The organism is Micromonospora sp. WMMD558, from assembly GCF_049315255.1.
Lineage (GTDB): Bacteria > Actinomycetota > Actinomycetes > Mycobacteriales > Micromonosporaceae > Micromonospora.
This window is the reverse complement of sequence record NZ_CP186061.1, coordinates 251,473-267,748: the sequence shown is the minus strand read 5'-3', so window position 1 is coordinate 267,748 and position 16,276 is coordinate 251,473. Positions and strand designations below refer to the sequence as shown.

Annotated in this window: 14 protein-coding genes and 3 tRNA genes; 9 read left to right on the top strand and 8 right to left on the bottom strand. The window is 73.8% G+C overall.

All coding sequences use genetic code 11. The features are described 5' to 3' along the window. Window positions 1–18 precede the first annotated feature (18 nt). Complete coding sequence (locus ACN26Y_RS01250; RefSeq protein ID WP_370463286.1) at window positions 19–1,500, bottom strand: hypothetical protein; 1,482 nt, start codon at window positions 1,498–1,500, stop codon at window positions 19–21. 301 nt (window positions 1,501–1,801) lie between these two features. Between ACN26Y_RS01250 and ACN26Y_RS01245 the strand changes: the two genes are divergently transcribed. The 4 genes from ACN26Y_RS01245 (at window position 1,802) to ACN26Y_RS01230 (ending at window position 3,283) form a co-directional block, all read left to right on the top strand. Then, window positions 1,802–2,605, top strand: coding sequence for a fumarylacetoacetate hydrolase family protein (locus ACN26Y_RS01245; protein WP_155333669.1), 804 nt, complete (start codon window positions 1,802–1,804; stop codon window positions 2,603–2,605). Between the two features lie 106 nt (window positions 2,606–2,711). Next, window positions 2,712–2,783: transfer RNA gene (locus tag ACN26Y_RS01240), tRNA-Gln, on the top strand. 103 nt (window positions 2,784–2,886) lie between these two features. Beyond that, window positions 2,887–2,959 (top strand) — tRNA-Glu (locus tag ACN26Y_RS01235). Between the two features lie 251 nt (window positions 2,960–3,210). After that, window positions 3,211–3,283, top strand: a tRNA-Glu gene (locus tag ACN26Y_RS01230). Between the two features lie 155 nt (window positions 3,284–3,438). On the opposite strand, the gene ACN26Y_RS01225 is transcribed toward ACN26Y_RS01230, so the two are convergent. Further along, window positions 3,439–4,125, bottom strand: a complete 687-nt coding sequence (locus ACN26Y_RS01225) for an IclR family transcriptional regulator (RefSeq protein ID WP_013284529.1) — start codon at window positions 4,123–4,125, stop codon at window positions 3,439–3,441. A gap of 49 nt (window positions 4,126–4,174) precedes the next feature. Between ACN26Y_RS01225 and leuC the strand changes: the two genes are divergently transcribed. The 3 genes from leuC (at window position 4,175) to ACN26Y_RS01210 (ending at window position 6,986) form a co-directional block, all read left to right on the top strand. Continuing rightward, window positions 4,175–5,620, top strand: coding sequence for a 3-isopropylmalate dehydratase large subunit (gene leuC / locus ACN26Y_RS01220; protein WP_155333668.1), 1,446 nt, complete (start codon window positions 4,175–4,177; stop codon window positions 5,618–5,620). Between the two features lie 15 nt (window positions 5,621–5,635). Further along, entirely contained in the window at window positions 5,636–6,223 is a 588-nt protein-coding gene (gene leuD / locus ACN26Y_RS01215; protein WP_155333667.1) for a 3-isopropylmalate dehydratase small subunit, read from the top strand. Between the two features lie 172 nt (window positions 6,224–6,395). Then, window positions 6,396–6,986, top strand: coding sequence for an HU family DNA-binding protein (locus tag ACN26Y_RS01210; RefSeq protein ID WP_155333666.1), 591 nt, complete (start codon window positions 6,396–6,398; stop codon window positions 6,984–6,986). Window positions 6,987–7,103: 117 nt separating this feature from the next. Here the strand turns inward: ACN26Y_RS01210 and ACN26Y_RS01205 are convergent, their stop codons facing one another. From ACN26Y_RS01205 to cofC, 5 genes are all read right to left on the bottom strand, one after another. Next, on the bottom strand, window positions 7,104–8,009 hold the full coding sequence (locus tag ACN26Y_RS01205; protein ID WP_155334381.1) for an NUDIX hydrolase: 906 nt from the start codon (window positions 8,007–8,009) through the stop codon (window positions 7,104–7,106). Beyond that, the gene (locus ACN26Y_RS01200) at window positions 8,006–9,535 is read right to left on the bottom strand and encodes a CYTH and CHAD domain-containing protein (protein WP_230688845.1); all 1,530 of its coding nucleotides are present in this window, start codon (window positions 9,533–9,535) and stop codon (window positions 8,006–8,008) included. The genes ACN26Y_RS01205 and ACN26Y_RS01200 overlap by 4 nt, the downstream gene beginning before the upstream one ends. A 118-nt stretch (window positions 9,536–9,653) precedes the next feature. Then, entirely contained in the window at window positions 9,654–11,978 is a 2,325-nt protein-coding gene (locus ACN26Y_RS01195) for an RNA degradosome polyphosphate kinase (RefSeq protein ID WP_155333664.1), read from the bottom strand. Between the two features lie 54 nt (window positions 11,979–12,032). Continuing rightward, a complete protein-coding gene (locus tag ACN26Y_RS01190) occupies window positions 12,033–12,230 on the bottom strand; it encodes a cold-shock protein (RefSeq protein WP_155333663.1) in 198 nt (65 codons plus the stop codon). A gap of 10 nt (window positions 12,231–12,240) precedes the next feature. Next, window positions 12,241–12,894 (bottom strand): 2-phospho-L-lactate guanylyltransferase, encoded by a 654-nt coding sequence (gene cofC, locus ACN26Y_RS01185; RefSeq protein WP_230688844.1) that lies wholly within the window; start codon window positions 12,892–12,894, stop codon window positions 12,241–12,243. Window positions 12,895–13,022: 128 nt separating this feature from the next. Here cofC and ACN26Y_RS01180 point away from each other — a divergent pair, with 128 nt between their 5' ends. Continuing rightward, the gene (locus ACN26Y_RS01180) at window positions 13,023–13,757 is read left to right on the top strand and encodes a lysophospholipid acyltransferase family protein (protein WP_422734100.1); all 735 of its coding nucleotides are present in this window, start codon (window positions 13,023–13,025) and stop codon (window positions 13,755–13,757) included. An 11-nt stretch (window positions 13,758–13,768) separates the two neighbouring features. Here the strand turns inward: ACN26Y_RS01180 and ACN26Y_RS01175 are convergent, their stop codons facing one another. Next, complete coding sequence (locus ACN26Y_RS01175; RefSeq protein WP_155329394.1) at window positions 13,769–15,013, bottom strand: IS110 family transposase; 1,245 nt, start codon at window positions 15,011–15,013, stop codon at window positions 13,769–13,771. 239 nt (window positions 15,014–15,252) lie between these two features. Between ACN26Y_RS01175 and ACN26Y_RS01170 the strand changes: the two genes are divergently transcribed. Continuing rightward, the gene (locus ACN26Y_RS01170; protein ID WP_155333660.1) at window positions 15,253–16,272 is read left to right on the top strand and encodes an NAD(P)H-dependent glycerol-3-phosphate dehydrogenase; all 1,020 of its coding nucleotides are present in this window, start codon (window positions 15,253–15,255) and stop codon (window positions 16,270–16,272) included. Window positions 16,273–16,276: the final 4 nt, after the last annotated feature.

The following is a 16,276-nucleotide window of genomic DNA, read 5'->3' as shown; positions in this document are numbered from 1 at the left end:
CGCCGCCCGCGCCGCCGGTCAGGGCACGTCCACCCGCACCCCGGCGGAGAAGACGCCGCTGCGCAGCTCCAACTGGGTCGGCGGCTCCCGGCCGTTCACCGTGAACACCAGCGGGAGCACCATGCGGCTGCCGGCCGCCATCGGCCGGGCGAACACGTCGCGCCCCAGGTTCGCCCGGCGCGTCGCCTGCTCGTCCGTGCTGACGAAGTTGCCGTCGGCGAGGTACGCGCGCTGGAGGCGGCCGTGCCAACTCTGCTGCTCAGGTGTGAGATTCCGGACGCCGACCGTGGCCGCGCACTGCCGCGCGCCCCGGCCCGGCTCGCAGGCGACGCGGTAGACGGTGAACTCGAACGCCGCCTCGCGCAGCGGCTCGCCGACCGCGCCGGACACCCCGGTACCGACCCAGGCGCCACTGGTGGGGCGGCTGTCGGTGTCGACCGCGGCGGCCTGCCGGGTCGCCGTCCAGGTCGCCGTGCCGAGGGTGCCGGCCAGCATCACCGCGGCCACCGGCACGATCAGCCACGTCGACGGCTTGCGCCGCAGCGGCGGGGCGCTGGGCGTCGCCGGCCGCGGGTAGACCGTGCCCCGCGCGTGGTCGACGAGGGCAGCGGCCTGCGGACGGCGCCGGCGCCGCCACGTCCAGAGACCGCCCAGGGCGACGACGGCGAGACCGCCGAGGCCGGCCACCAGCGTCGCGGGCTGCCGCCACACCGGCGGGTCGGCCTTCGTGACCGTCGTGGTCTGGGAAGCCACGCCCTGCCAGGTGGCGGTCGCGCAGTCGTACGGGCGGTAGCCGTCGGTGGCGAAGGCGCAGGCCGGCGCGGTCAACGGTCGGCCCGGGGCGGCGGTGATCGCGGTGCCCAGGGTCGTGGTGCTCCGGGCGGGCAGCCGCAGGTTCCAGGTCACCTCGGTCACGTCCTGCCCGCCGTTGCGGGTGGCCCGACCACCGCTGGTGATCGAGGTCGGCGACGTACCGGGGGGCAGTTCCTGGCGGACGGTGGTGGCGACCGGCCGGCTGCCGTCGTTGCGGACCTGGATGCGGTAGCGCGGCGCGGGCGTGCCCTCCGGCGCGACCCGCACCGTGACCGGCGGCTTCGGCGGTGGGAGAGCCGCCCGGGTCGGGATGGGCACGGCCGGCGGGGCCGACGGCCGGCCCGGTTCCACGCTCGCACCCGGCTGGTCGGTCGGCGCGGCGGCCGGTCGCGGCGCGGCCACCGGTGCGACGGCCAGCGGCGGCCGCGCCACCGGGTGCGCCGGCACCGGCCGCGCGGTGGCCCGGTGCGCGGTGGCCTCCGGCGTGCCGGCCTCCGGCGCGGTGGCCTGGCGCGTGGTGGCCTCCGGCGCGGCGGCCGGCTGGGTGACGGCCGGCTGGGTGGCGGCGGGCCGCGCTGTGCCGGCCGGGTCGGGTGCCGCCACCGGCAGTGCCGGTACGGCGGCGAGGATGCCGAGGCAGTGGACGACCACTGCGAGGGTCCTGTGGTGTCGTGTCGATGCAGGCATACGAACGAACCTCCGGAGCCGACGCTAAGGGCGGGCGCACGCCGTGCGGGTACGAAGTCGGGAAGTCCGCCCCGACGGCCCGCCGATCCCGTAGGGTGCCCGCCCGGCGCGGGCGGTGACCTGCCCGGCGGCCGTGGCCGCCGCCTTCGATGAACGCGTGGGCCCCGGCGCCGCTCCGGGCCGTGCCGGGGCTCGGCGCAGCCGTCCGTGCCGGGCGCGTGACCCGTCGGCCCCGCGGTCGCCTGTGCCGGGGCGCGTGGCCAGCGGTTCCCGCAGCGGTCGCCCGGACTAGATTGGCCTGGTGCGTATCGCTCGTTTCGCTCATGCCAACGGAATGTCGTTCGGGGTCGTCGAGGGGGAGCCGGAGGCGGGCCCGCAGGGCCTGACCGTCGCCGAGATCGACGGGCACCCGTTCGGGCGGGTCAACTTCACCGGCGGGCGGTGGGCCCTGTCCGACGTACGGCTGCTGTCGCCGATCCTGCCGAGCAAGGTGGTCTGCGTCGGCCGCAACTACGCCGAACACGCCGCCGAGCACGGCAGCGAGGTCCCCAGGGAGCCGCTGCTGTTCCTCAAGCCGTCCACCTCGGTGATCGGGCCGCGGGACGCGATCCGGCTGCCGATCTTCTCCAAGCAGGTCGAGCACGAGGCCGAGCTGGCGGTCGTGATCGGCGCCCCCGGCGCCCGCCGCGCCGACCGGGCCGCCGCCGAACGCGCCGTCTTCGGCTACACCTGCGCCAACGACGTGACCGCGCGGGACCTGCAGCGCGCGGACGGCCAGTGGACCCGGGCCAAGGGCTTCGACTCGTTCTGCCCCATCGGCCCCTGGATCACCACCGGGCTCGACGTCGCCGACCTGGAGATCCGGTGTGAGGTGGGTCGCAACCCGGACGAGATGGAGGTCCGCCAGCTCGGCCGCACCCGGGACATGGTGTTCGACGTGCCGGCCCTGGTGTCGTACGTCTCGCACGTGATGACGCTGCTCCCGGGCGACGTCATCCTGACCGGTACGCCGGCCGGGGTTAGCCCGCTCGCGGACGGGGATACGGTGACCGTGCGGATCGAGGGGATCGGTGAGCTGAGCAACCCGGTGGTACCCGTCACCTGATCCGCCCTGAGGCCCGTTTCCGCAGCTCACGGGCGGTTTGTGGGGCTCGATTTGGCCTGTCGGCAGCGGGAGGGTAAAGTTTGATCCCGGCGCCGCAAGGGGCCAATGGGGTATGGGGTAATTGGCAGCCCGACTGATTCTGGTTCAGTTAGTCTAGGTTCGAGTCCTGGTACCCCAGCGCAGTCGCGATTCGCGAGAATCGCGGTCGCTGGATTCTGGCGGAGGTCCGACCTCTGATAGAGTTCGGCTTCCTGCCCGCGAGGGTGGGAGCAGCAGGTTCTGGCCCCGTCGTCTAGCGGCCCAGGACGCCGCCCTCTCAAGGCGGTAGCGCCGGTTCGAATCCGGTCGGGGCTACAGAAGCGGTGACAGCCCGTCCCATGTGGGGCGGGCTTCGTCGTTCTCCGGCACCGATGCGCCTCCGGGTCGCCGCCCGCCCGTCGGTGGCGGGCCCGCCGGCCGGCGCTGGTGTCCGGAGCCGTCCCGGGCCGGCGCCCTCGGGCGTGCCGGCCGGAAGCGCGCGAACGCCCCCGCCGTCGGCCCGATCACCGGTGCCGCTAGACTACTTCCGCGCCGCCCGACCGGGGCGGTGAAGCAGGAAAACTCCTGGCCCCGTCGTCTAGCGGCCCAGGACGCCGCCCTCTCAAGGCGGTAGCGCCGGTTCGAATCCGGTCGGGGCTACAGATCGAAGGGCCCGCCTCGCACCCGCGAGGCGGGCCCTTCCCGCACGCACCCCCCCCGGGCCCCGCCCCCGCCCAGGTCGATCATGAAGTTGACGGGTGGTTTGATCTTCGATCCACCCGTCAACTTCATGATCGACCTGGGCGGGTAGCGGGTCAGAGGCCGGAGAGGCGTTGGCCGGCTCGGACCACGGCCATGGCGTGACGTTCGCCGGGGCGGCGCCCGAGGCGTTCGATCGGGCCGCTGATGCTGATGGCGGCGATCACGCGGCCGGTGCGGTCGCGGATCGGCGCCGAGACGCTCGCCACACCGGCCTCCCGTTCGGCGACGCTCTGCGCCCAGCCGCGGCGGCGGACCTCCGCGAGGGTGCGGCCGGTGAACTTCGAGCGGGGCAGCAGCGGCATGACCGCCTCCGGCGGCTCCCACGCGAGCAGGATCTGCGCCGCCGAGCCGGCGGTCATCGGCAGCACCGAGCCGACCGGCACGGTGTCGCGCAGGCCACTGGCCCGCTCGGCGGCGGCCACGCAGATGCGCTCGTCGGCGCGGCGCAGGTAGAGCTGGGCGCTCTCGCCGGTGGCGTCGCGCAGGGCGGCGAGCAGCGGCTCCGCCGCGGTCAGGAGTACGTCGGGCGCCGCGTTGGCCAGTTCGCCCAGGCGTGGCCCGGGGCGCCAGCGCCCCTGGGTGTCGCGTACCAGCATCCGGTGGATCTCCAGTGCCTGTGCCAACCGGTGCGCCGTTGCCCGGGGCAGCTTCGTGCGTTCAACGAGTTCGGCCAGGCTGGCGCCGTCGACGCAGGCGGCCAGGATGACCACCGCCTTGTCGAGAACGCCGACACCGCTCATACTGTGTCCCACAAGCCGAAACTTACCTCCCAGAATTTAGGATGTCCAGATGGTGGGAGTCACTCCTGAGCCGAGGACCCTGGCCGAGAAGGTCTGGGACGCGCACGTCGTACGGTCCGTCGCGGGCGAGCCCGACCTGCTCTTCATCGACCTGCACCTGCTGCACGAGGTGACGAGCCCGCAGGCGTTCGACGGGCTGCGCCTCGCCGGCCGCCCGGTCCGCCGCACCGACCTGACGATCGCGACCGAGGACCACAACACCCCGACCGGGTACGCCGACCCGTCGTTCCGGTCCCGCCGCGGCGACCTCCTCACCATCGCCGACCCGACCTCGCGTACGCAGATCGAGACGCTGCGCCGCAACTGCGACGAGTTCGGCGTGAAGCTGCACCCGCTCGGTGACGAGAACCAGGGCATCGTGCACGTCATCGGCCCACAGTTGGGCCTGACCCAGCCCGGCATGACCATCGTCTGCGGCGACTCGCACACCGCCACCCACGGCGCGTTCGGGGCCCTGGCGTTCGGCATCGGCACCAGCGAGGTCGAGCACGTGCTCGCCACCCAGACGCTGCCGCAGGCCCGCCCGCGGACGATGGCGGTGAACGTCGTCGGGGAACTCGCGCCGGGGGTCACCGCCAAGGACCTGGTGCTCGCGCTGATCGCGCAGGTGGGCACCGGCGGCGGACGCGGCCACATCGTGGAGTACCGGGGCGAGGCGATCCGGAACCTCTCGATGGAGGGCCGGATGACCATCGCCAACATGTCCATCGAATGGGGCGCCAAGGCCGGCATGATCGCGCCGGACGAGACGACCTTCGCGTACCTCAAGGGGCGGCCCAACGCCCCGACGGGCGCCGACTGGGACGCGGCGGTCGCCTACTGGCGGACCCTGCCCACCGACGACGGCGCGACCTTCGACGCGGAGGTCACCCTGGACGCCACCCGGATCACGCCGTTCGTGACGTGGGGCACCAACCCCGGCCAGGGCGCACCGCTGGACGCGTCCGTGCCCGATCCCGAGGAGTTCGTGACCGAGCCGGAGCAGGCCGCCGCCCGCCGCGCGCTGGCGTACATGGACCTCACGCCCGGCACCCCGCTGCGGGACCTCGCGGTCGACGTCGTCTTCGTCGGGTCCTGCACCAACGGGCGGCTGGAGGACCTGCGCGTCGCCGCCGACGTGCTGCGTGGGCGCCGGGTGGCCGAGGGAGTCCGCATGCTCGTCGTGCCCGGCTCGGCGGCCGTCCGGGAGGCGGCCGAGGCCGAGGGGCTCGACAAGATCTTCACCGACGCCGGCGCCGAGTGGCGGTTCGCGGGTTGCTCGATGTGCCTCGGCATGAACCCGGACACGCTCTCCCCGGGCCAGCGCGCCGCCTCGACCTCCAACCGGAACTTCGAGGGCCGCCAGGGCCGGGGCGGACGCACCCACCTGGTCTCCCCGCCGGTCGCCGCCGCCACCGCCGTGGTGGGCCGGCTGGCCGCTCCCGCCGACCTGTAGAAGAGGACACCGCTGATGGAGAGGTTCACCACCCACACCGGCACCGCCGTGCCGCTGCGCCGGTCCAACGTGGACACCGATCAGATCATCCCCGCCGTCTATCTCAAGCGGGTGACCCGGACGGGTTTCGCGGACGGCTTGTTCAGCGCGTGGCGGGAGGACCCGGAATTCGTCCTCAACGATCAAGCGTATTCGGATGCGTCGATTCTGGTCGCCGGTCCGGAGTTCGGTACCGGCTCCTCCCGGGAGCACGCCGTCTGGGCCCTTCGCGACTGGGGCTTCCGCGCTGTGATCTCCCCGCGCTTCGGTGACATCTTCCGGGGCAACGCCCTCAAGGAGGGTCTGCTCCCGGTCGAGTTGGAATTGAAAGCGGTCGAGGAGATCTGGGCCGCCGTCGAGGCCGATCCGACCACCCCGGTCACCGTCGACCTGACCGCCCGCCAGGTCCGCGTCGGGGAGGCCAGCTGGTCGTTCCCGCTGGACGACTTCAGCCGCTGGCGGCTGATGGAGGGCTTGGACGACATTGGACTCACCCTCCGGCACGAGGCCGACATCACCGCCTTCGAGGCGTCCCGGCCGTCGTTCCTGCCCACCGTCGCATAGCCCCGCGCCCCTTCGCCGCGCCGATTCCGCCCCCACCGGTCTCACCGGTGGGGGCGAATCCGTTGCGACACAAGGGCTTTTTTCCACCGAATGTTTGTGTCCCGGCAGCACAGGGCATACCGTGCGCGCAGAATGGCTCGCGTCGAGTCAGTTGCACAATCGGGAGGAAGTCGTGAACAAGGCCGAGCTCATCGAGGCGCTCGCCGTTCGCCTGGGGGACCGGAAGACGGCGACGGCCGCGCTCGACGCGGTCCTCGCTGAGGTCCAGGCGGCGGTCACCAAGGGCGAGAAGGTGGCGATCACCGGCTTCGGAGCGTTCGAGAAGCGCGTCCGAGGCGCCCGAACAGCCCGGAACCCGCGGACCGGCGAGACGGTGAAGGTCAAGAAGACCTCCGTCCCGACCTTCCGCGCGGGCGCCGGGTTCAAGGAGATGGTGGCCAGCGGCAAGGTGCCGAAGGCCACGGCGGCGGCGAAGAAGACCACCACCGCTGCCGCCGCGAAGACCACCGGTGCCAAGGCTGCCGGTGCCAAGGCGACCACTGCCGCGAAGAAGACGGCTGCCGCGAAGAAGGCCGCGCCCACGAAGACCGCGGCGGCGAAGACCGCGGCGGCGAAGAAGACCGCAGCGGCGAAGAAGACCACGGCGAAGGCGGCCCCGGCGAAGAAGGCCGCCGCGAAGAAGACCACGGCGGCCAAGAGCACTGCGGCCAAGAAGGCCCCGGCGAAGAAGGCCCCGGCCAAGAAGGCAGCGACGAGGCGCTGACCCAGGCGTACGGCGAAGGGGGCCCACCGCTCGCGGTGGGCCCCCTTGTTCCGCGCCCGCGCCCACCGGCGCGCGGATCCTGGGGACCACCCTCGACCCGGGCGACGTCCCTGCCCGTCACAGGCGGTCGGCGGCGACGAGACGGTCGCCCGAGAACGCGAGCAGCCAACCGCCGCCCTTCGGCGTGGTGAAGTCCTCCGCGCGGCCGCTGAGCCGCTCCAGGGCCCCCGGGACCACCTTTCCCTGGCTGCACACCGCGACCGGATCGCCGGCGGCGCCGAGCGCGGCGAGCCGGGCGGCCGTGGCCAGTACGCACTCGTCACGATCCTGACCGGCCCGCGGCTCGTCGAGGTCGCCGTCGACCTCGATCGGCAGGTCGAGCAGCGCCGCCGCCGGGTCGAGGGTCTGTACGCAGCGGCGCGCCGACGCCGCCAGCAGGCGTACCGGCCGGACCAGGGCCACCAGGGGCGCGAGCGCGTGCGCCTGCGCCCAGCCCTGCGCGTCCAGCGGCCGACCGCTGTCCGGTCCGGCCCAGGTGCCGCGCTTGCCGGCGTGGCCGTGGCGGACGAGCACCGTCGCCACGGTCACCGGTGGCAGGGCCGCGAACGCGGCGAGCACCTCCGCGTCGTGCGGGTAGCTGACCAGCCGGGCCGCCTCGTCGACGGGGAGCCACCGCACCTCGTCGACCTCGGTGCCGGGCTGAAAGCCGCCCTCGCCGACCGCCCGCATCGACCAGTAGTCGACGACCTTCGGCCGGCCCTCGCTGCGGTAGCCGATGCTCGGCAGGCGGACCTGCGGCACCGCCCGCACGTCGGTCTCCTCCGCGACCTCGCGGACGGCGGCGAACAGGGGGTGCTCGGCCGGCTCCAGCTTGCCCTTGGGCAGCGACCAGTCGCCGTACCGGGGACGGTGCACCAGGACGACCTCCACACCGGCCGGGCCGGGTCGCCAGACCACGCCCCCCGCGGCGCGGATGCCGGGTGGTGCGACCGGCGCACCCTCCGTCGTCGGCGGCCCGTTCACCGCAGCCACGCCGTCCGTCGCCGCCGGCTCGCCCGCCGCCACGCCCCCGGGAACTCCGCCCGGACGCGCCGCACCGTCGCGCGCTCCCGTTCCAGCATCCGGCCGGCGGTCACCGCCAGGTCGTGGTCGTCCGGTCGCGTGTCGGCGACGTCTCGCCACGTCTCGGCGGCGACCGCGGCGTCCTGGTGTTCGCCGAGCAGGTCCTGCACCCGGGCGAGCTTGCGCGCGAGCTTCGCGGCGTCGCCGCCGAGCACGGGCGCGACGGCGGTGACCGCGGAGCGGGCCTGCTTGCCGTCCTTGCGGACGGTGTGCCACTGCTCGTCCGGTCCGTCCTGGGCGAGCGCCGCGACGCTGCCCGGCCGGCCCGGCGCGCCGGCCAGCCGGCGCCAGGGACGGGCCACCAGGCGCGGCAGGAGGTCGCGGGCGGGCGCGGCGGCCCGGGGCGTCAGCCGCGGCGACGCGGCGGCCAGCACCAGGGCGTCGACCAGGGCCCGGTAGCGGTCGGAGCGGAGCGCCTCGTCGACGGCGGCCAGGGCCACTTCCTGCCGTTCGGCCAGGACGGCGTCGAGCCGGTCGACCACCGCCGGGTCGAGCGGGCTCAGCGGGTCGGCGGCGGCCGTACGCCGAAGCCGCTCCCGCAGCACCTCGCCGTCCCGGGCGGCGCCGAGCGCGTCAGCGAGCCACGTCAACTCGTCCCGCAGCCGGCGTGCCCACCCGGGCCGGACCAGCCGCCGGAAGGTCTTCAGGTCGCTGCGCAGCCGCCGGCAGGCGACCCGCATCTGGTGCACGGCGGTGTCGCCGTCGCCGACCGGCGCGCGCAGCCGGAGCAGCGGGTCGTGCGCGAGGAGCCGCCGCACCTCCCGGCGGAGCGCCTCGGTCATCACCTCGCCGGCGGTCGGGTCGGCCGGCAGGCCGGCGGGCGGGACCAGGTCGGGTTCGCCCTCCGCCGCCGCGCCGAGCGCGCGGACGTGCTTCGGGACGAACCCGCCGTCGCGGGCGCCGGCCTCCCGCAGCAGCGAGCCGATCCGGTCCAGCAGGTCCCGGTCGCCCGCCTTCCGTTCGACCTCCACCTCCCGGAAGGCGGCGGTGGTCGCGCCGTCGGCGTCGAGCACCGTGACGTCGTCGTCCACCACCTCGGCGAGCGTCGCGCCCGTGTCGTCGTGGACCTCGTACGCACGGCGAACGGTGCGCACCACGGCCGCCGGTGCCAGCGGGGCTCCCCGGTGCACGACGGTGACCAGCTCCACCAGGTCGGCCGGGGGAGCGTCGACCGCACCCGGCCGGGAGATCTCGTGCCGGACACCGGGGCTGTCGGTCGGCAGCTTCACCGTCCAGGGAAGCGGGTCGCCCTCGCGGTGGCGCAACGAGACCCCGGCCCGCGCCAGCCGCAGGTCCACGGTGTCGAAGTACGTGGCGACCAGGGTCACCGGCGGCAGCTCGCGTACGCCGCCGCCTCCGGGCGCCGCCGCGGTCAGCTCCGGCAACGCCCAGCCGTCGTCCACCTCGTACTTGCGCTCCTCCTCCATCAGGTCAGCCTAGGGCCTGTCCTGCCGATCATCAGTCGGCCTGCGCGGGATCGCCGCCTGGACCTCGCCTCGGCTCGACATGATCGGCAGGACAGGCCCTAGCCGAGACACGGCCGGATCAGCCGGCTGTGCCGCCGACGCGGCGCAGCAGCAGGTCCTGAAGGTGGACCAGTGGCGCCTCGTCGCCGGTACGCCGGGTCCAGGTGCCGTCCGCGGCCAGCTCGAACGCCTCCACGTCGGGGTTGAACGCCGCCGTCAGCACGTGGTCCAGCTCGGCGCGGGCCACCGGGTCGCTGACCTGCACCAGGGCCTCGACCCGGCGGTCCAGGTTGCGGTGCATCAGGTCGGCCGAGCCCATCCAGAACTCGGCGTCGCCGTTGTTGCCGAACCGGAAGATCCGCGAGTGCTCGAGGAAGCGGCCGAGGATGGAGCGGACCCGGATGTTGTCGGACAGGCCCGGCACGCCCGGCCGCAGCGTGCACATGCCACGGATCAGCAGGTCCACGTGGACACCGGCCCGGGAGGCGCGGTAGAGGGCGTCGGTGACCTCCTCGTCGACCAGCGAGTTCACCTTGAACTGGACCAGGCCGGGCATGCCGAGCCGGACGTGCGAGATCTCCCGTTCGATCCGCTCGATCAGCCCGCTGCGGATGCCCTGCGGCGCGACCAGCAGCCGCCGGAACGCGGTCTGCCGGCTGTAGCCGGTGAGCACGTTGAACAGATCGGTCAGGTCGGCGCCGATCTCCGGGTCGGCGGTGAGCATGCCGAAGTCCTCGTACAGGCGGGCCGTCTTCGGGTGGTAGTTGCCGGTGCCGATGTGGCAGTAGCGGCGGATCTGGTTGCCTTCCTGGCGCACCACCAGGGCGGTCTTGCAGTGCGTCTTGAGGCCCACCAGGCCGTAGACCACGTGGCAGCCGGCGCGCTCCAGCGTACGGGCCCAGCCGATGTTGGCGATCTCGTCGAACCGGGCCTTCAACTCGACCAGCACCACCACCTGCTTGCCGGCGGCGGCCGCGTCGACCAGCGCGTCGACGATCGGTGAGTCGCCGCTGGTGCGGTAGAGGGTCTGCTTGATGGCCAGCACGTTCGGGTCGGCGGCCGCCTGCTCGACGAAGCGCTGCACGCTCGTGGCGAACGAGTGGTACGGGTGGTGCACCAGCACGTCCCCGTCCCGCAGCGTGGCGAACACGCTCCGGGGAACCTCACCCTCGGCGAGCCGGGGATGCGTGGCGGGCACGAAGGGCGGGTCCTTGAGGTCCGGTCGGTCGGCGTCGCCGTACACCTGCCAGAGCGCCGACAGGTCGAGCAGCCCGCGCACCCGCAGGACGTCGTGGGAGTCCATGTCCAGCTCGCGGACGAGCAGCTCCAGCATGTGGTCGGAGATGGAGGCGGCGACCTCCAGCCGCACCGGCGGGCCGAAGCGGCGCCGCGCCAGTTCCCGCTCCAACGCCTGGAGCAGGTCCTCGTCGCGGTCCTCGTCGACCTCCACCTCGGCGTTGCGGGTGACCCGGAACAGGTGGCACTCGACCACCTGCATGCCGGAGAAGAGCTGGCCCAGGTGCACCGAGATCAGGTCCTCCACCGGCATGACGCGCAGGCCCGGCTGGTCCCGGTGGATCCGGACGAACCGGGGCACGTTGTTGGGCACCTTCACCCGGGCGAACAGCTCCGAGCCGCCGTCGGGGTCGCGGACCGACACCGCCAGGTTGAGCGACCGACCCGAGATGTACGGGAAGGGGTGCGCCGGGTCGACCGCGAGCGGGGTGAGCACCGGGAAGATCTGCTCCCGGAAGTAGGTGCGCAGCCGCTCCCGCTCGGCGTCGTCGAGGTCGCCCCAGCTGAGGATGCGGATGTCCTCGGCGGCGAGCTTCGGCAGCACGTCGTCGACGAAGCAGGCCGCGTGCCGGTGGACGAGGGCGGCCGTCCGCTCGGCGATCAGTTCGAGCTGGGTGCGCAGCGGCAGCCGGTCGCCGCCGCGGACCGGCAGGCCGGCGGAGAGCCGCCGCTTCAGGCCGGCGACCCGGACCATGTAGAACTCGTCGAGGTTGCTGGCGAAGATGGCCAGGAACTTGGCCCGCTCCAGCAGCGGCGTGCGCGGGTCCTCGGCCAGCGCGAGGACCCGGGCGTTGAAGTCCAGCCAGGAGAGCTCCCGGTTGAGGAAGCGGTCCTCCGGCAGGGGCTCGACCATCGGCGGCTCGTCGGCGGCGGCCGCCGGGGCGGCGGGTGGCGTGAAGCGGGCCGACGCCGGGTCCAGCACCTCCTCCAGACCGGCGGAGGCGGCGGCCGCGTCGGTGCCGGCGGTGTCGGGGCGGACGTCGGCGGTGTCGGTGGAGCGGTTGGTGCGGAAGCGGCCGTCGGCGCCCCGGGGGCGGGTGCCGTTGCGGGATCCGGCCGGCTCGGTGGCGGAGGGCTGGTCGGCGGGGTGCTCGCGAGGGGTGCTCACCCGCTCATCTTCACCCGAATCGGGTTAACGCAAAATGAACTTGCGCGGGGTTGCTCAGGCCATCGTCGGCAACGTCACGCGTACCACCGCGCCGGTGTCGTCCGTCTCGATCCGGACCCGCTGCCCGAGCCGGAGCAGCCGCAGCCCGGAGGCGTCGAACGCCCGCGCCGGGAACGCCAGCTCGGTGCCGTCGTCGAGGAGCAGCACGCCGCTGCGGGTCGCCGCGTCGTAGGTGGCCACCGTGCCCTGCATGACCGGAACGCTACACGGGCCGGCCGGCAGCCGCGGCGCCCGCGCCGCACAGCGCCGCGGTGCGGGGGCCCAGCCCGAGCCGCGCCGCGGTGGCCAGGTCCTCGACGGTGTCGACGTCGCGGCGCAGGCTCGGCCAGTCGCCCGCCAGTGCCAGCGCCCCACTGGCCGCGTGCGCCGCCGCCGATCCCACGCCGAAGCGCGGATCCAGGGCCACGCCCGGTGGGGCGGCCAGCAGCACCGTGCCGCTGCCCGGGGCGTCGGCGACGTACCGGCGTACCCCTGCGGGGCCGGCCTGCGCCGCTTTCAGCGCCGCCGCCAGTTCGGCCGGGCGCAGCGCGGGCAGGTCGGCGGTGAGGCCGGCCACCCAGCCACCCCGCGCGGCCGACGCGCCGTGCCGGAAGGCGGCGTTGAGCCCGCCGGCCGGCGAGTCCGGCAGCACCCGGGCGCCGGCGCCGCCGGCCACCGCCGCCACCCGCGGGTCGTCGGTGACCACCAGCACGTCGGCCACCGCCGCGCACGCCCGCACCGCGCGGACCGTGTCGGCCGCCAGGGCCAGCGCCAGCGCCTCGTGGGGTACGCCCCGCAGCGCGCCCCGCAACCGGCTCTTCGCGACGCCCAGGCGCTTCACCGGCACCACCACGGTCCAGGCCAGTTGGGAGGTCACCTCGTCATCCTGCCAGCCCGCCGCCGGTACCCTCACTGGCCGGACCCGGGGCGAGCAGGCATGATTTCACCTCGCGGGGTCACCGGCGGGTGGACCGGCGGGGTGGTACGGCGGCAGGAGGAGGCGCGGTGGCGCGGCGCAGGCTGGGGTTCTGGCAACGGTTCGCCGTGGTGCTGGTCAAACCCGTGATGACCGTCTGGACGCGGCGGGCCTGGCGTGGCATGGAACACCTCGGCCGCTCCGGCGGCATGATCATCGTGCCGAACCACATCTCGCACGCCGACCCCCTCGTCTCCGCTCACTTCATCTACGACTCCGGCCGCTGGCCGCAGTTCCTCGGCAAGGCCAGCGTCTTCCGCGTGCCGGTGATCGGCTGGATCCTGCACCGCTGCAAGCAAATCCCGGTCGAGCGCGGCACGGTCGACGCGGTGAAGTCGCTGGACGCCCTGGTCGCCGCCGTGCGCGAGGGAGGCGCCGTGGTGATCTACCCGGAGGGCACCACCACCCGGGAGCCGCACCTGTGGCCGATGAAGGGCAAGACCGGCGCGGCGCGGCTCGCCCTGGCCACCGGTGCGCCGGTCATCCCGCTGGCGATGTGGGGGCCGGAACGCATCTTCGACCCGCGGACCAACCGCCTCAGCCCCCGCCCGCGCATCCCGGTCAGCGTGGTGGCCGGGCCGCCGGTCGACCTCAGCCCGTGGACGGGCGCCACCCCGACGAAGGCGGTACTCGAGGAGATGACGGACGCCATCATGCTGCGGCTGCGGGACCTGCTCGCCGAGATCCGGGACGAGACCCCACCCCCGCTGTGGGAACGCCCCGCCCGCCGAGGCCACGCCGAGCGCCCCGAGGCCGCCGCGTGAGTTGCCCTGTGTCAAGCCATCGCCGGTTGATCTTGGCTGAGCAAGTGTTGGAGGGCTCGGTGCCGGTCGGGGTTGTAGGGGGTGTTGGTGGTCCAGCACTTCCAGATGATGTCGAGCCAGGCGCGGGCGAGGATGCGGACGGCGTGGGGGTGGTCGTGGCCGCGGGCGCGGGCTCGTTGGTAGAGGTTGGCTGCCCAGGGGTTGGCGTGGCGGCTGTCGCCAGCGAAGTCGCAGACGGCGTCGCGGAGTTGTTTGTCCACGGCCCAGCGGAAGGCGACGATGCGGACCTTGCCGGATTCGCGGGTCGACGGGGCGACGCCGGCGAGGCAGGCCAGGGATGCTGGGGTGGGGAATCGGCCGCGGGCGTCGCCGATTTCGGCGAGCAGCCGGGCGGCGCGGACGGTGCCGGAGCGGGGCAGGCTGGTGAAGATGTCCCGGTCGGGGTGCCGGTCGAGGGTGTCGGTGATCTGCTGGTTGAGGGTGTCGATCTGGGCCACGATCGCGGCCAGGGTGGCGAGGTAGGCGCGGGTGATACCGGCCAGGGTCTGTCCGTAGTCGCCGGTGGCGCCGCGAGGCGCGGCGGTGATGCGGGCGTGCAGCACGGCTGGGTCGGTGCGGCCGCTGTAGCTCACGCTCTTGAGCCAGCCGGCCAGGCGTGTGGGCGACAGCCGGTCCAGGGCGTCCTGGGTGGTGAACCGGGTCAGGAACTGCCGGCTGATCGGCGAGTCGATGTCGTTGAACAGCTCGACGGTGCCCGGCAGGGCCGTGGCCAGGTGAGCGCGCAGCTGGTTGGCGACCGCGATGCGGTGGGCGATGAGGTCTTTGCGGGCGCGGCACAGCTTGCGCAGCGCGGTGGTCGGTGGGCTGTCCAGCACGAGCGGGGTCAGCCGTCGCCGGTCGGTGCGTACCGTGTCGGCCAGGACGTAGGCGTCGAACCGGTCGTCCTTGTTCCCGGCCGAGCCGTACCGTCGGCGCAGTGCTTTGACCTGCGAGGGTGGGATCACGTATACGGTCGTGTCGGCGGCCAGCAGCGCATCGACGATCGGGCCGTCCGGGCGTTCGATGCCGACCGCGTCCACCCGATGCCGGTCGAGCAGGTCGATCAGCCGTCTCAGGCCGGTCTTGGTGTATGTCAGCGTCAGCCGCTCCAACGGCTCACCGTCGGCGTCGATGACGCAGACGGCGTAGTCGTCCTTGGCCCAGTCCACCCCGGCCGAGTTCCCTCGCGCCGACGCGGCACTGTCGGTCACACTCATGGTTGCCTCTCCGCTGCGCTACCAGTGGGGAAGCACCTGGCGGTTCCGGGACACCACTGCCGGTCGCTCATTGAGCGGCGCTCGACGGCGCATAGCCCTGTTGCCAGTCGGGGTGTCCCGGGCCGCCGGGCCTCGCAGAACTCACGCTGGACCTCAAAGATCGAGCGAGCTGGGCGATGGCCCGACGGTCACCGGTGCACTCGAACCAACATCAGCTCGAGTGAGACAAGGGTGCACCAATGAGCGAGCTTGTCGAACGAACCAGCGGGCACGTGGCGGTGCTGGGGGCCGGCTCGTGGGGGACGGCCTTCGCCAAGATCCTCGCCGACGCCGGCCGGGACGTCACCATCTGGGCCCGGCGGCCGCAGGTCGCCGACGTGATCCGCGCCGAACGGCGCAACCCGGAGTACCTCCCGGGTCTCGTGCTGCCCGACCGGGTCACGGCCACCGGCGACGCCCTGGAGGCGATCAAGGGTGCGGAACTGGTCGTGCTCGCGGTGCCGTCGCAGACGCTGCGCGGGAACCTCGCCGAGTGGGCGCCGCACCTGCACCCCGACGCCACGCTGGTGTCCCTGATGAAGGGCATCGAACTGGGCACCACCAAGCGGATGAGCGAGGTCATCGTGGAGACCGCCGGGGTGGCGGCGGACCGGGTGGTGGTGGTCTCCGGTCCCAACCTCGCCCCCGAGATCGCCGCCGAACAGCCGGCCGCCACCGTCGTCGCCTGCACCGACGTCGACCGGGCCACGCTGGTGCAGCGGGCCATCACCACGCCGTACTTCCGCCCGTACACCAACGACGACGTGATCGGCTGCGAGCTGGGCGGCGCGGTCAAGAACGTGATCGCCCTCGCGTACGGGATCGCCACCGCGATGGGCTTCGGCCACAACACCCGGGCCATGCTGGTGACCCGGGGGCTGGCCGAGACCGCCCGGCTGGGCGTCGCGCTCGGCGCCGACCCGCTCACCTTCGCCGGCCTGGCCGGGATGGGCGACCTGGTCGCCTCCTGCTCCTCCCCGTCGGCCCGTAACCGCACCTTCGGCGAGCACCTGGGCCGGGGGGCGACCCTGGAGGAGGCGCGGATCGCCACCCGGCAGACCGCCGAGGGGGTCAAGAGCGCCCTGGCGATCCGCGACCTGGCCCGGGCGCACGGGGTGGAGATGCCGATCACCGAGCAGGTCGAACTGGTCTGCCACGAGGGGGTCGACCCCCGGCGGGCGGTCGAGGCGCTGATGAGCCGCACGACCAAACCGGAGTGAGGGG